The sequence below is a fragment of the Lysobacter solisilvae genome, assembly GCF_016613535.2.
GTDB classification, from domain to species: domain Bacteria; phylum Pseudomonadota; class Gammaproteobacteria; order Xanthomonadales; family Xanthomonadaceae; genus Agrilutibacter; species Agrilutibacter solisilvae.
Map to the genome: position 1 here is coordinate 1,179,202 of NZ_CP071518.1, position 14,675 is coordinate 1,193,876.

12 protein-coding genes and 2 pseudogenes are annotated in these 14,675 nt (G+C 70.8%); 9 read left to right on the forward strand and 5 right to left on the reverse strand.

The genetic code is table 11. The annotated features are described in order from the left end of the window. Positions 1-45: 45 nt before the first annotated feature. A complete protein-coding gene (locus I8J32_RS05170; protein WP_200614655.1) occupies positions 46-657 on the reverse strand; it encodes a 4'-phosphopantetheinyl transferase family protein in 612 nt (203 codons plus the stop codon). A gap of 92 nt (positions 658-749) precedes the next feature. On the opposite strand from I8J32_RS05170, the gene I8J32_RS05175 reads away from it, so the two are divergent. Continuing rightward, positions 750-2,150 (forward strand): AMP-binding protein, encoded by a 1,401-nt coding sequence (locus tag I8J32_RS05175; protein WP_407061014.1) that lies wholly within the window; start codon positions 750-752, stop codon positions 2,148-2,150. A 223-nt stretch (positions 2,151-2,373) separates the two neighbouring features. Then, positions 2,374-2,646 (forward strand): GlsB/YeaQ/YmgE family stress response membrane protein, encoded by a 273-nt coding sequence (locus I8J32_RS05180; RefSeq protein WP_200615092.1) that lies wholly within the window; start codon positions 2,374-2,376, stop codon positions 2,644-2,646. 108 nt (positions 2,647-2,754) lie between these two features. Here I8J32_RS05180 and xth read toward each other — a convergent pair whose 3' ends face one another. Next, positions 2,755-3,543 carry an exodeoxyribonuclease III gene (xth, locus tag I8J32_RS05185; protein WP_200614651.1) on the reverse strand — a complete coding sequence of 263 codons (789 nt, stop codon included), beginning with the start codon at positions 3,541-3,543 and terminating at the stop codon, positions 2,755-2,757. Between the two features lie 90 nt (positions 3,544-3,633). Here xth and I8J32_RS05190 point away from each other — a divergent pair, with 90 nt between their 5' ends. From I8J32_RS05190 to I8J32_RS05220, 7 genes and pseudogenes are all read left to right on the forward strand, one after another. Beyond that, a complete protein-coding gene (locus tag I8J32_RS05190) occupies positions 3,634-4,206 on the forward strand; it encodes a gamma carbonic anhydrase family protein (protein ID WP_200614649.1) in 573 nt (190 codons plus the stop codon). A gap of 163 nt (positions 4,207-4,369) precedes the next feature. Continuing rightward, positions 4,370-5,063 (forward strand): annotated as a pseudogene (locus tag I8J32_RS05195) (RDD family protein). Then, positions 5,060-6,047: pseudogene (locus tag I8J32_RS05200) on the forward strand (stage II sporulation protein M); the annotation flags it as partial. The pseudogenes I8J32_RS05195 and I8J32_RS05200, both read left to right, overlap by 4 nt. A 101-nt stretch (positions 6,048-6,148) precedes the next feature. Further along, on the forward strand, positions 6,149-7,753 hold the full coding sequence (locus tag I8J32_RS05205) for a DUF4129 domain-containing protein (protein ID WP_200614646.1): 1,605 nt from the start codon (positions 6,149-6,151) through the stop codon (positions 7,751-7,753). Next, positions 7,750-8,982: a DUF4350 domain-containing protein gene (locus tag I8J32_RS05210; protein ID WP_200614645.1), complete on the forward strand. Its 1,233-nt coding sequence runs from the start codon at positions 7,750-7,752 to the stop codon at positions 8,980-8,982. The genes I8J32_RS05205 and I8J32_RS05210 overlap by 4 nt, the downstream gene beginning before the upstream one ends. Continuing rightward, positions 8,979-10,019: an AAA family ATPase gene (locus I8J32_RS05215; RefSeq protein WP_200614644.1), complete on the forward strand. Its 1,041-nt coding sequence runs from the start codon at positions 8,979-8,981 to the stop codon at positions 10,017-10,019. The genes I8J32_RS05210 and I8J32_RS05215 overlap by 4 nt, the downstream gene beginning before the upstream one ends. Continuing rightward, positions 10,016-11,371, forward strand: coding sequence for a DUF58 domain-containing protein (locus I8J32_RS05220; RefSeq protein WP_200614643.1), 1,356 nt, complete (start codon positions 10,016-10,018; stop codon positions 11,369-11,371). The genes I8J32_RS05215 and I8J32_RS05220 overlap by 4 nt, the downstream gene beginning before the upstream one ends. Before the next feature lie 274 nt (positions 11,372-11,645). On the opposite strand, the gene I8J32_RS05225 is transcribed toward I8J32_RS05220, so the two are convergent. The 3 genes from I8J32_RS05225 to I8J32_RS05235 form a co-directional block, all read right to left on the reverse strand. After that, positions 11,646-12,494, reverse strand: coding sequence for a right-handed parallel beta-helix repeat-containing protein (locus tag I8J32_RS05225; RefSeq protein WP_200614642.1), 849 nt, complete (start codon positions 12,492-12,494; stop codon positions 11,646-11,648). A gap of 421 nt (positions 12,495-12,915) precedes the next feature. Beyond that, positions 12,916-13,758 (reverse strand): right-handed parallel beta-helix repeat-containing protein, encoded by an 843-nt coding sequence (locus I8J32_RS05230; RefSeq protein ID WP_200614641.1) that lies wholly within the window; start codon positions 13,756-13,758, stop codon positions 12,916-12,918. 199 nt (positions 13,759-13,957) lie between these two features. Then, positions 13,958-14,653, reverse strand: coding sequence for a right-handed parallel beta-helix repeat-containing protein (locus I8J32_RS05235; protein WP_207526804.1), 696 nt, complete (start codon positions 14,651-14,653; stop codon positions 13,958-13,960). Positions 14,654-14,675 lie beyond the last annotated feature (22 nt).

The following is a 14,675-nucleotide window of genomic DNA, read 5'->3' on the forward strand; positions in this document are numbered from 1 at the left end:
GGCGAAGTATGCGGGAGGCCCCCGCGCTTCCGGCGGACCGCGGGCTCAGCCGCGCCACGCCAGCGCCGCCACGTAGCCCGCGGCGGGCTCCAGTTCGTGCAGGGTCCAGGCGGCGGCGTCGCCCAGTTCGGGGTCGCACTCGATCAGGCGCAGCCGCTCGCCCTGCACCTCGAACCGCAGGCGTTCCAGCCCGAACGACAGCCCGTGGCCGTGGGCCTTGAGCACCGACTCCTTCGCGCACCACAGCCGCAGGAAGGCCCGGTCGCGGGGTTCGCCCGCCGGCTGGGCCGCGAGCCAGTCGTGCTCGGGGGCGGTGAAGAAGCGCCGTGCCAGCGCCAGCGCCCGCGGGCGCGCGTGCAGGCGCTCGCAGTCGGCGCCGACGATCACGCCCTGCGCCAGCACCACCAGCAGGCCCTCGCCGCTGTGGCTCCAGCTGCAGTCGATGCCGGCCGATAACAGGTGGGGACGGCCGCGGGCATCGCGCTGCAGGGGCAGGGTGTCGGGGGAGTGCCCCAGCTGGCCGGCCAGCCAGTCCCGTGCCGCCGGTTCGGCGGGTTCGCCGCGTCGATGGGGGTGCCAGGACCAGCGCAGCGGTCCGACCGGCAAGGCCGGAGGGGCCGGGGCGGTGCTGACCGGCGGATCGGGCCGAAGGGGCATCGGGTCGGTTCGGGGACGCAATGCACGTAAAATAACCGGTGGGGGAGCGGTCCGGCACCGGAGCGCGGGAAAACAGAAGAATGTCGGCAGCAATCGATGCAGTACCGGAACCGGCGCGCGGCGCCCGCAGCGCACTGGCCCTCGGCCCGGATGCGCGGGCCATCGCCTTCGGCCCGCAAGGCTCCATCGACCTGGCCCGGTTCGCGCGGGAAGTCCGCGGCGTGGCGCAGACGCTGCCGCCCGCCCGCCACGCGGTGAACCTGTGCGAGGACCGCTACCGGTTCCTGGTCGCCTTCTGCGCCGCCGCCCTGCGCGGCCAGACCACGCTGATGCCGCCCTCGCGCGCGCCGGCGGTGGTGGCCGAAGTGATGGCCCAGTACGGCGACAGCTACTGCCTGGGCGACCGCGGCCCCTGCGGCGACGAGCCGATGCCGCACGACTACCGGCTGCTGCCCGACGTGCTGCCGCAGGCCGATGGCGACGCCCTGGTCCTCGACGACGACTTCCACGTGGCGGTCGGCTTCACCTCCGGCAGCACCGGCCGGCCGAAGTCCAACCTCAAGACCTGGGCCGCCTTCCGCGCCGGCACGCTGCAGAACCTGGCCGCGCTGGCCGACCTGCTCGATGCGGACGCGGTCACGCCGCTGATCGCCACCGTCCCGCCGCAACACATGTACGGCATGGAGATGTCGATCCTGCTGCCGCTGCTGGGCGCCATCGCCGTGCACGGCGGCCGTCCCTTCTTTCCAGGTGATGTCGCGCGCGCGCTGTGCGACGCGCCGACGCCGCCACTGCTGGTCACCACGCCCGTGCACCTGCGCGCGCTGGTGGAATCGGATGTCGCGATGCCGCCGCTGGCGGGCATCGTCAGCGCCACCGCGCCGCTGTCGGCCGAACTGGCGCAGGCGGCCGAAGCCCGCTTCGGCTGCCAGGTGCGCGAGCTGTTCGGCTCCACCGAAACCTGCGTGATCGCGCGCCGCCGCACGGCGGTGGAAACCGCCTGGACGCCCCTGCCGGGCGTGCGCGTGTCACCGCAACCCGACGGCGCCGCCGTTCAGGCCACACACCTGGCGCAGGCCGTCGTCCTGTCCGACCTGGTGGAAGTGCACGCCGACGGACGTTTCGAACTGCGCGGACGCAACGCCGACCTGCTCGAGATCGCGGGCAAGCGCGCATCGCTGGGCGACCTCACGCGACGCCTGCTGGCCATCCCCGGCATCCACGACGGCGTCGTGTTCCAGATGGATCCCTGCGCGCGCACCGGCGTGCGCCGCATCGGCGCCGTCGCCGTGGCGCCGGGCCTGGACGAGGCGCACGTGCTGGCCGCGCTGCGCACGCAGCTGGACCCGGTCTTCCTGCCGCGCGCGCTGCGCTGCGTGGCGGACCTGCCGCGCAACGAAACCGGCAAGCTCACGCGCGAGACGCTGGCGAACCTGCTGCGCACCCCGGTCGCCGACGGCGACGGCGACCTTGCCGTGTCCCCCGCCTGCTGATCCGGCCGGACCTTCCACGCGGCCGCGCGCCTTCCTCGACTTGTAAAGAAGTTGTGACCGGACGCGCGCTCACTTGGTGATCACGCCAGATAAGCCGGGAAAACAAGGCAAAAACGTGCCGTTCATCTCGCTGACGCGCCCATCACGGATGCGCGCCCATGCTTCAGTCGCCCCACGACAGGGCCCCTATTTTCCGCTGTAGAACTGAAGGAGAGCGCACATGATTGGTTTCATCGTTTGGCTGATCGTCGGCGGCATCATCGGCTGGCTTGCCAGCCTCGTCATGAAGACCGATGCCCAGCAGGGTGTGTTCCTCAACATCATCGTCGGCATCGTCGGCGCGTTCCTGGGCGGTTGGCTCGGCAGCGTGATGGGCATTGGCGGCGCGGACATCAACGACGGCGCCTTCAACCTGACCAGCCTGCTGCTCTCGCTGGTGGGCGCGATCGTCCTGCTCGCCATCGTCAACCTGTTCCGTCGCGGACGCGTTCGCTAAGCAACGACAGGGTTGTGACAACAAAAGGCCCGGCTTGTCCGGGCCTTTTCTTTTTGGCGGCATTGCATCAAGGCGTCATGCCACCGGCCGCGTCCCGGCGTCGCCTCGCTACGTCACTTCCACCCACACCGGCGTGTGGTCGCTGGGCCGCTCCCAGGCGCGCGGGCCGGTGTCGATTCCCGCCCCGGTGCAGCGGGCGCGCAGCGCCTGGCTCACCAGCACCAGGTCGATCCGCAGGCCCCAGCCGCGGTCGAAGGCGTTGAGCCGGTAATCCCACCAGCTGTGGTGGCCCGCCTCGTCGTTGAACAGCCGGAAGCTGTCGTGCAGGCCCAGGTCCAGCAGTGACTTCAGCGCCTCGCGCTCGGGCGTGGAGCACAGGATCTTCTCGTGCCAGCGTTCGGGCTTGTAGACGTCGCGGTCGTCCGGGGCGATGTTGAAATCGCCCAGCACCACCAGGTTGGGGTGCTGCACCAGTTCCTCGCGCAGCCACTCGCGCACGGCGGCCAGCCAGCGCAGCTTGTACTCGAACTTCTCGCTGCCCACCGATTCACCGTTGACCACGTACAGGTTGACGATGCGCAGCGCCTGCGGCGAACCGGGCTCACTGCCCACCGTCGCGGCCAGCACGCGCTTCTGCGGATCGTCGAAGCCCGGGATGCCGGTGACGCACTCGCTGGTGAAGGGCAGTCGGCTGAGCAGGGCGACGCCGTTGTACGTCTTCTGGCCGCAGAACATGCTGCGATAGCCCAGTTCGGCCAGGGCCGCGTCCGGGAACTTGGGGTCCTCCAGCTTGGTTTCCTGCAGCGCCACCACGTCGGGGGTGGCTTCCTGCAGCCAGCGCTGCAGGTGGGGCAGGCGGACGTTGAGCGAATTGACGTTCCAGCTGGCGATCTTCATCGCGCCAGTGTAGCCGCCGCGCTCCACCCGTTCAGCCGATCGCGACGCCGCGCGAACCGCGACCCGGCCGCGCCCCTTAAACTGCCCGCCATGAGCACGCGCCCCGCCCATGTCGGCCCCTCCCATATCCGTCCCTACCTCGACCACGTCCCCGTCCTGGGCGAACGCAGCTATGTCGACCCGGCGGCGACCGTCATTGGCGACGTCATCCTCGGCGAGGACGTCTCGATCTGGCCGGGCACGGTGGTCCGCGGCGACGTCAACTTCATCCGCATCGGTGCGCGCACCAACATCCAGGACGGCACCGTGGTGCATGTGAGCCACGACGGCCCGCACGCCAAGCTGGGCGGCTTCGCCACGGTGATCGGCGAGGACGTCACCATCGGCCACAAGGCGATCATCCACGCCTGCCGGATCGAGGACGCGGTGCTGATCGGCATGGGCGCGGTGGTGCTGGACGGCGCGGTGGTGCGCAAGCACGGGTTCGTCGGCGCCGGCGCACTGGTGACGCCGGGCAAGGTGGTGGGCGAGGGCGAGCTGTGGCTGGGCAACCCCGCGCGCCTGTCGCGCATGCTCAGCGATGCGGAAATCCAGGCGCTGTACTACTCGGCGCAGCACTACGTCCGCCTGAAGGACCAGTACCTGGCGATGGCCTGCGCATGAGGGACGCGAAAGCTGGCGCCGTCGCTCCGGCGCGGTGGTCGCGGTGCGCGCGGGCCGATCAGGGTGGCCTCATCCGGGGCGCGTCGCCGGGCCGGTCCCGTCGTGGCGCCGGCATGCCCACGCCCGCCGGGGTGAAGTGATGCGTGCCAACGCCCCGCCGGCGATGCTCGACACCTTCCGCGAAGTGGTCACGCCCGAAGGCGTGCCGCTGCACCTGCCGGCGGCGGGCCCGGTCCCGCGCGCGCTGGCCTGGTCGATCGACCTGGGCATCCGCTTCGTCATCATGATCGCCACCGGGATGGTCATGGGCATCTTCGGCGTGGCCGGCAACGGGCCGTACCTGATCGTGGTGTTCATCGTGTTCTGGCTGTACCCGGTGCTGTTCGAGGTGCTGGACCGCGGCCGCACGCCCGGCAAGCGGGCGCTGGGCCTGCGCGTGATCGCGACCAACGGCGCGCCGGTCGGCTGGCTGGCCTCGTTCTCCAGGAACCTGCTGCGCGTGGTGGACATGCTGCCGGTGGCCTATGCCGTCGGCCTGGTAACCAGCCCTGGCCGACCCGTGGGGCCGCCGGCTCGGCGACATGGTGGCCGGCACGCTGGTGGTCCATGCCGAGCCGCGCGAGCCGGACGTCGGCGACCTGCAGGCGGCCCAGGCCGTTCCGCTGGCGCCCGCCGCGCCGCTGCTGCCGCACGAGCAGTCGGCGATCGTCGCCTTCGCCGAGCGCGCGCCCAATCTCACCCAGGAGCGGCGGATCGAACTGGCCGACCTGGCCGAACCGCTCGTGCGCGCACAGGGGCCGCTGGCCGTGACGCGGTTGTACGGGATCGCCAACTGGTTGCTGGGGCGTCGGGCATGAAGCAGGAAACCTTTGTCCAGCGCTACCAGGCGCAGTGGCAGGCGCTGGAGCAATGGACCCAGGCGCGCGGGCAGAACGCCCGCCGTGCCCGCAAGGAACGGCGGCAGTGGGCGGGCCTGCCCGACGACGACTTCCCGACCCGCTACCGGCGCCTGTGCCAGCAGCTGGCCCTGGCGCGCCGGCGCGGCTACAGCCCGGTGGTGACCGGCCGCCTGCAGCGGCTGATGCAGCAGGGACACGGCGTGCTCTACCGCAGCACCACCCTGCACTGGCGGCGCGCGCTGGATTTCCCTGGTCGGCGGGTTCCCGCGCCTGGTGCGCGAGGAACGGGCCGTGATGTGGGCCGCCACCGCACTGTTCGTGCTGCCGGCGATCGCCATCTTCGTCGCCATCCAGCTCGATCCCGACCTGTCCAGCAGCCTGTGGGATCCACTGCAGCTGGCCGACTTCGAGGAGATGTACAACCCCGACGATCCGGACCGCAAGCTGGGCCGCGACAGCGGCACCAACCTCGCCATGTTCGGCCTGTACGTCTGGAACAACGTCAGCGTCGGCTTCCGCGTGTTCGCCAGCGGGCTGCTGGCCGGACTGGGGCCGGTGCTGGCGCTGGGCTCGGAGAGCATCCGCCTGGGCTCGGTCGCCGGCCACCTGCAGGCCGTCGGCCACGGCGATCCGTTCTGGCGCTTCGTCTGCGGCCACGGGGCGCTCGAGCTCACCGCCATCGTCATCTCCGGCGGTGCCGGACTGCGGCTGGGCCTGAACCTGATCGCCCCCGGACAGCGCCGCCGCATCGACGCGCTGCTCGACGGCGGGCGACGCGGCGCGCTGCTGTGCGCCGGCGTGCTGGCGATGCTGGTGTTCGCGGCCTTCATCGAGGCGTTCTGGTCGTCGATCGCATGGATGCCCGCGTCGATCAAGTACAGCGTCGCCGCTGTGCTGTGGGGCGGCGTGTTCCTGTGGCTGGGGCGGGGCGGCCGCCACGGCGCGCAGTTCGACTTCACCGGCGCGGACCGCCGTGACCAGGCCAGCCGAGACGAAGCCAGCCGTCGCGGCACGGGCGGTCCACAGGCACCGGCAGGCCAGGGATGAGGATCGAAGACCTCACCGTCGCACTGCGCCCGCGCAATCCGTGGGAAGCGGTGGAACTGGGCACCGCGCTGGCGCGCCGCCACCTGGGCGCCGTGCTGCGCCCCTGGCTGGCGCTGTCGCTGCCGGTCCTGGTCCTGGTCAACCTGCTGTGCTGGTCGCTCGACGTGCTGTGGCTGGCCGCGCTTTTGATGTGGTGGCTCAAGCCGCTCTTCGACCGCGTGCCGCTGTTCGTCCTCTCGCGCGCCGTGTTCGGGCAGCCGCCCGGCGCGATGGCGACGCTGCGTGCGCAGTTCAACTGGGGCCTGCGCTGGATGCCCGGCTATCTGGTCTGGCGCCGACTGAGCCCGCTGCGCTCGCTCAACCTGCCGATCGACCTGCTGGAAGGCTCCCGTGGCGAGCAGGCCAGCACCCGGCGCAGCGCGCTGGGGGCTCCGGTCTACGGCGTGGCCTGCCTGCTCACCCTGGTGTTCCTGAATTTCGAGGCGGTGCTGCTGGCGGGCCTGTTGTCGGGCGCGCTGATCTTCGTGCCCAACGATGTGATCGTCGAGACGGCGGCGCGGATGTGGAACGTGTTCGTGTCGCAGCCGGTCTGGTTGCAGTCGCTGGTCAACCTGGCGGCGTGGCTGGTGACCACCGTGCTGGAGCCCTTCTACGTGGGCGCCGGCTTCGGCCTGTACCTGAGCCGGCGCACGCAGATCGAAGGCTGGGACATCGAGATGGTCCTGCGCCGGCTGCGGGCCCGTCTGGCCACCGCGCCCGTGGTGCTGCTTGCGGCGCTGGGCCTGGCCATCGGCACCCTGGCCGCACCGGCGGTGCACGCCGCGCCTGCGCCCGAGGAGCGCGCGCCGGTGGCGGCCGCGGCGCCCGCGGAGCCGGCCGCGCCGCGGCACCACCGGGAAGCGACGGTGCAGGAAGTTTTCGGTGACGAGACGGTGCGCGACGCGGGCTGGGAACAGGCGGTCAAGCGCGCCTACGAGGATCCCCAGGTCAGCCCGACGCGTCCGGTCAAGCAGTGGGTCCCGCGCGAGCAGGACGCGCCCCCGAAGCCTCCCTCGGGCGACTGGGCCTGGCTGGGCAAGGCGATGGGCCTGGTGGGCGAGTACGGCATGTGGGTCGTGTTCGGCGTGCTGGCGCTGGCCTTGCTGCTGACTTCGCCGCGCTGGCTGCGCTGGATGCGCGGCGCGGTGTCGCGCGAAGGTCGCGAGCCGTCGCCGGTGCAGGTGGACGCGGCGGCCGGCGAAGTCGTCCCGCTGCCTGCCGACCTTCCCGCCGCGGCGCTGCGCCTGTGGCACGAGGGCCGCGGACGCGATGCGCTGGCGCTGATGTATCGCGCCAGCGTCGAGGACATGGCGCGCCTGGCCAACGTCGTGCTGGTGCCGGGCGCCACCGAGGCGCACACGCTGCGCGCGTCGCGCCGGCTGCCGCGTGAGCACGACCGCGAGGTGTTCGCGCGCGCCGTGCGCACCTGGCAGACCGCGGCGTACGCGCACGGCCTGCCCAGCGCGCAGGAATTCGACGCCCTGCTGCGGGCGCTGGTCCACGCGTTCGGCTGGAAAACCGCCACCGGGCTGGATGCACCTGCCGCGGAGGGCACCGCATGACCGCCATCCCGCGCAAGTCCGGTGCGCGCGGTTCCGCGATCGCGCTGTGGTGCGTGCTGGCCGCGGTGGTGATCGTGGCGGTCGTGGCCTGGGTGAACCACAACTACGTCCGCGTGGAGCGCACGGTCAAGCTGCCGCGCGTCGGCGAAGCACGCAGCAATCCGCTGTTCGCGCTGAAGGTCGCACTGGTCAAGGACGGCGTCGTGGTCAACGCCCGTCGCAACCTGCAGCTGTTTCCCGACCGCGATGAACCCGCCGTGCCGCTGGGCGCGCGCGACACGGTGGTGCTCTACAACGACCCGCGCACCCTTCAGCCCCGCGAAGTGACGCGCCTGCTGTCGTGGGTGGAAGGCGGTGGCCACCTGGTCATGCGCACGCCATCGGATGGCATCTTCACCCGCGGCAGGCTCCAGGGCGCGCCGCTGCTGGAAGCGCTGGAGCTCGCGCCCAAGCGCCAGAACGAACACGCCGGTTGCCAGACCTACCTGCATGCCAACTCCGCCGACGACGATGACCCCGGCGGCCCGGCCGAGGCTTCGCGTGCGTCCGTGCACGAGCACGTGATGTTCTGCGGGGGGCAGCGTTTCACCCTGGCCGGCGCCAACCCGGTGCACAGCTGGGGCGACCTGCGGGCCGGCTATGTCTTCGCGCGCATCGCCCGGGGGCGCGGCAGCGTCGACGTGCTGTCCGACCTGGCCCTGATGAGCTCCGACGACCTGGAGTCGCGGGCCGACCAGGAGTTCACCCGCCAGCTGCTGGCGCCCAATTACCGCGCCGGCACCATCCATCTCGTGTACGCGGTGCAGATGCCCTCCCTGTGGCGCACGCTGGTCGAACGCAGCTGGATGGCCTGGGCGCCGCTGCTGCTGGCCTTCGCCGCGTGGCTGTGGCTGCGCATGCAGCGGTTCGGCCCGCGCCTGCCCGCGCCGGCGGACGAACGCCGTTCGCTGCTGGAGCACATCATGGCCAGCGGCGAGCACGCCTACCGGTACGGCTACGCGCACCTGCTCTACGACGCCGTGCGCGAAGCCTTCCTGGCCCGCCTGCGCCGCCGCGACCCGCAGGCCGCGGCATTGACCGGCGCGCCGCAGATGGCGTTGCTGCAGGCGCGTTTCCCGGACGTGCCGGCCGCGCAGATCCGCGACGCGCTGATGGCGCCCTTCGCCAACGACCACGCCAGCTTCCGTTCCCGCATCGCCACCCTGATCCGACTGAGAAACCGACTATGAGCGACACCCCGATCTCCCAGGTGCTGGTCCCGCCGCTGGCGGCCGACCACGCGGCCGCATCGCCCGCGGTCGCTCCGATCACCGGCGATGCGCTGACCCGGCGCGCCGCCGCGATCCGCGACGAAGTGAGCAAGGCCTTCATCGGCCAGGCCGAGGCGCTCGACCAGGTCCTGATCGCGCTGCTGGCCGGTGGCCACGCGCTGATCGAGGGCGTGCCCGGGCTGGGCAAGACGCTGCTGGTACGCGCGCTGTCGCGGGCGCTGGACTGCAGCTACGCCCGCGTCCAGTTCACCCCCGACCTGATGCCCAGCGACATCAGCGGGCATGCGGTCTACGACCCGAAGACGGAAACCTTCAACGTCCGCCGCGGTCCGGTGTTCACCAACCTGCTGCTGGCCGACGAGATCAACCGCGCGCCGGCCAAGACGCAGTCGGCATTGCTCGAGGCGATGCAGGAACAGCAGGTGACCATCGAAGGCCACGGTTTCGAACTGCCACCGCCTTTCCTGACCCTGGCCACGCAGAACCCGGTCGAGCAGGAAGGCACCTATCCGCTGCCCGAGGCGCAGCTGGACCGGTTTCTGCTCAAGGTGCTGATCGGCTACCCGACGCGGGAGGACGAGATGCGGATGGTCGTGGCCGTGAGCCAGGGCCGGATGGCCTCGGACTTCGACCTGAGCCAGGTGCAGCGCGTGGTCGGGCCGCAGGAGATCGTGGCGATGCAGCTGGGCACGGCGCTGGTGACGGTGGATGAGGCGGTGATCGACTACGCCGTGCGCATCGTCGCCGCCACGCGTGGCTGGGCCGGCATCGCACTGGGCGCCGGTCCGCGCGGCAGCCTGGCGCTGGTGCGCGCGGCGCGCGCGCAGGCCGTGTTGTCCGGGCGGGATTTCGTGACCCCCGACGACGTGCGCGAGATCGCCAAGCCGGCGCTGCGGCACCGCATCGCGCTGGCGCCCGAGCTGCAGCTGGAGGGCCAGTCGCCCGACGACGTGCTGCATGCCCTGCTGTCCAAGGTGGAAGCGCCGCGGCAATGAGACCGGCCGTCGTCGCCACCGCACCCGACGCCGCCCTTTCGCGGCCCAGCTGGCCGCGTCCGGCACCGCCGCTGATGGCCGGGCTCGGGGTGTGGGGTGCGCTGGGGCTGGCGGTCAGCCTGGGTTTCGCGCCCGTGGCGGCCTGGTTGGCGGCGGGCGCGGCCCTGGCCGCGCTGGCGGCGCTGGATGCCTGGCGCGTGGTCCGGCGGCCCGCCCCCACGGTGGAGCGTCAAATTCCCGACACCTGGCCCATCGGTGTCGAGCGGCCGGTGACCTTGCGGCTGCAGTCGCCGGTCGCCCAGTCGCTGGACGTGTTCGACCTGCATCCGGGCAGCTGGGCGATGCAGGGCCTGCCCAGGCGGCTGCGCCTGGCGCGCGGCCAGGCGACGAGCGTGGACTACGCCCTGCGCGCGCACGACCGCGGCGACTTCCGCTTCGACGGCGTGCAGCTGCGCCTGCATTCGCCCTGGCGCTTGTGGTCGCAGTCGCGCGTGGCCGGACCGGCCCAGAGCGTGCGGGTGTTCCCCAACTTCGCCCCGCTGGCGCGCTTTGCGATGTTCAGCGCCGAACAGGCCTCGCGCCTGGTCGGCGCGCACGTGAAGCGGCGCCGCGGCGAGGGCACCGATTTCCACCAGATGCGCGAGTACCGCGTCGGCGACAGCCTGCGCCAGATCGACTGGAAGGCCACGGCACGCGCGCGCCGGCTGATCTCGCGTGAATACCAGGACGAGAAGAACCAGCAACTGGTGCTGCTGCTGGACACCGGCCGCCGCCTGATGGCGCGCGACGGCGAACTGGCGCACTTCGACCATGTGCTGGACGCCGCGCTGGTGGTGTCCTACCTCGCCCTGCGCCAGGGCGACGGCGTCGGCCTGCTGGCCAGCGGGGGCGCGACGGCGTGGGTGCCGCCGCAGCGCGGCGTGGGGGCGATCGACAACCTGCTGCGCGCGACCTACGCCCTGCAGCCGGCGCCGGTGGCCACCGACTTCCTGCAGGCGGCGACGGAACTGTCGCTGCGCCAGCGCCGGCGCGCGCTGGTGATGCTGGTCACCAACCTGCGCGACGAGGACATGGAAGACCTGCTGCCCGCGGTGAAGATGCTGCGCCGCCGGCATCTGGTATGCGTGGCGAGCCTGCGCGAAGCGGCCCTGGACCAGGCTTTGTCGCAGGAGGTTCACGACCTGCCCGGCGCCATCCGCGCCGGCGCCACCGCGCAGTACGTCGCCCAGCGCAATGCGGCGCACGAGGTGCTGCGAGGCCACGGGGTCATGGTGCTGGACGTCGCCTGCGACCAGCTGGCCGCGGCCCTGGTCGACAAATACCTGGCGGTGAAGCGCGACGGACTGCTGTAGTCGTCCGGGCGGCTTCGCGAACGAGTCAGCGGCGGGATTGCCGGATCGCAGGCGCGGGCGACTGCGATTGCTGCATCGACAGCGGGTGACCCCGGACGACCTCGCGGGCTCGAGGATGGATCGCGGCGAACTCACCCAGGTGGTTTGTAACCCGTGCCCTGCGTGTGCCTGGCGCAGCTACCGGCGGGAGACAGGGCCGCACCGCCCACCGTCCCGCGACCCCCAAAAGCAGAACGGCCCGCCAAGGCGGGCCGTCCGGGTCGAACGTTGCGGCTTACTTCCGGCTGGAGTTGTTGCCGCCGTTGGTGCAGCCACCGACGAAGGCCCAGTTGTAGCCGATGATCTTGTTTTCCGAGCAGACGTTGCCGGCGCTGGCGTTGACGCCATAGCCCATCAGCAGCGAGCCGCTCAGCAGGACGTTGCTGCGGATCGTGCTGGCCTTGGAGTTGCCGACCGTGATGCCGCGGCTCGGACCCTGGTTCGGGACCAGGCCGGTGACCATGTTGCGGGAGATTTCCGAGGTGCCGCCGGTGGCGTTGATGCCGACCACCAGGCCGCCGGCGTTGGTCACCATCAGGCCGCTGATCAGGTTGTCATTGACCTGCGACTCCGAACCGGTGACCTGGATGGCGACGGTGCTGCCGGAGTTCGGGCGGCCGCCGGTGTCGACGATGCGGTTGCGCTGGATGACGTGGCCGCCACCATGGATTTCGATCGCGCGGTAGGTGTTCTGGTCGAAGCGGTTGTCTTCGATCAGCGTGCCGGCGTTGTTGGCGCCCGACAGCAGGATGCCGTAGGAGAAGCCGCGGATGCCGCAGCGGCGGACCGTGGTGTTGAGCTTGTCGGCCGAGAAGATGCCGACCGCGTTGGTGGCGTCGCCGGCGGGCAGGCCGCCCAGCTTGTAGTCGTTGCAGTCGATGGTCACGTTGTTGGTCGCGACGGTAATCGCGTTGCCGGTCGTGATCGCCGTCGAGAGGTTGCTCTTCAGGCACCAGGTGCCCTGGGTGCTGATGGTGGCCGGCAGCGTGGTGATCACGCCGGTGCAGTTGTCGTAGCTTTGGGCGGCGTTGGCGCACGGCACCACCGCAGCGGCCAGCAGAAGGCCGATGAACGAACGCAACATGACGATTTCCCCTGTCGAGCGCGGGCCGGGATCGGCGCGCGTGGCAGGAGTCTAGTGTGATGTGGTTCACGGTCTAGGGGTGATGCGTGTCTCGGCGTCAAAAAGCCGACGAACGGTCGAATGCCGGAAAACCGTCTTTCCTGCCACGACAGATCCCGCCAGCGGCAGGGCAGGAACTGACGCATTCGGACCCCTGCCAAAAGTCATGGTTCTCGCGGACTGCGCAAAGTCGTCGCGGCCGCGGGGCCGCCCATGAAGGCTTGCCGCCGCGCAGGTGGGCTGGCGTCCGCAGGCCTTCCCGCGTCCCATGGGCCTTGCCGGCGTCCGGGCCGTCGCCCCGGACGAACGGGCGACGGGGCTGGCTGGCCATCCCCGGACACGCCGACGGCCCGCCGGGGCGGGCCGCCGCGGGGTCTGCCGTTCAGTTGCCGAAATTGCCGCCGGCGTCGGTGCAGCCGACCACGCCGCTGTCCCAGCCGGTATGGCTGTTGTTGCCGCACTGGTTGCCGGGCCCGGACACGATGGCCGTGCCGATCACCGCCGGGTAGGAGAGCAGCTGGTTGCGGTGGATGGAGCCGCCCACGCTGGCGCCGGTGGCTATGCCGAAGGCGTCACCGTCCTCCCCGGGCACCAGGGCGCTGACGTAGTTGCGGGCCACTTCGGTGGCGTTGCCCGTGGCGGTGATGCCCACCACGTCGCCGGTGATCAGGGTCACGGTCATCCCGATGATGCCGTTGTCGGTGATCTGGCTGTGCGAGGCCGCGGAGAGAATGCCGTCGGTCTGGGCCGAGGCGGGCCGCCCGCCGGTATCCACGATGCGGTTGAAGATGACCTGGTGGTTGTTGCCCGACACCACGATCCCGGCATCGGTGTTCTGGTCCAGCCGGTTGTGCTCGATCAGCGCGCCGGAGGAGCCCGTGCCGGCCAGGCGGATGCCGATCTGGAAGCCGCGGACGCCGCAACGGCGCACGACCGTGTTGAGCATGTTCGTGGCCAGGATGCCGGTGGCATTGGTGGACAGGCCGGCCGTCAGGCCGCCGATCCGGAAGTCATTGCAGTCGATCGTCACGTTGTTGGTGTTGATGGTGATCGCCGCGCCGGTGTTGATGGCGGTGGACAGGTTCGCCTTCAGGCACCAGGTGCCCTGCGTGTTGATGGTCGCCGGAAGCGAGCTGATCGTGCCGGTGCAGTTGTCGTAACTCTCCGCCGCCTGCGCGGGCGACAGTACCGCGCAGGCAAGCAAGGCAAGAATGGTCCGCAGCATAGATACCTCGATCGATTGATTCGCTCCCCTGCATACGGGCCAACGCCGTCGGGACGATCAGGCGGTCACCGCAGATGCAGGCCACGTGCGCGGGTTCGCGCGACGCTGAACTCATTGATGAAATCCGGAAAATTCCCGGCGCCACGCCGCCGCGAAATGCGGACGGCCCGCGGGGCGGGCCGTCGCATCGCAGTGTCGATCAGTTGCCGAAGTTCCCGCCGGCATCCGCGCAGCCAACGATGCCGCTGTCCCAGCCGGTGTGGTTGTTGTTGCTGCACTGGTTGTCGACGCCGGACAGGATGGCCGTGCCATTGACGTCGGGGAACGACAGGATCTGGTTGCGATGGATCGAGCTGCCCACGCTCAGACCGGCGGAGATGCCGAACGCCTCGCCGGTATCGTCGGGCACCAGACCGGTCATGTAGTTGCGGGCGACCTCGCTGGCGTTGCCGAACGAGGAAATGCCGACCACGTCGCCTTCGTTCTCGGTCACCGTCATGCCGATGATGGTGTTGTCAGTGATCTGGGTCTCGTCGGCGGTCGAGGCGATGCCGTCGGTCTGCGTCGACGCCGGCCGTCCGCCGGTATCCACGATGCGATTGAAGCGGACCATGTGCCCGGTGCCGGCCAGCGTGATGCCCGCGTCGGTGTTCTGGTCCAGGCGGTTGTGCTCGATCAGCGCGCCCGAGGCATTGCCGGCAATACGGATGCCTTCCAGGAAGCCGCGCACGCCGCAGTTGCGGATCGTGGCGTTGAGGTGGTTGTTGACCAGGATGCCGATGGTGTCGGTCGACACGCCCGCGGCCAGCCCGCCGATGCGGAAGTCGTTGCAGTCGATGGTGACGTTGTTGGTGCCGATGACGATGGCCGCGCCGGAGGTGACGGCCGTCGACACATTGGTGGCCCAGGCACCAGGT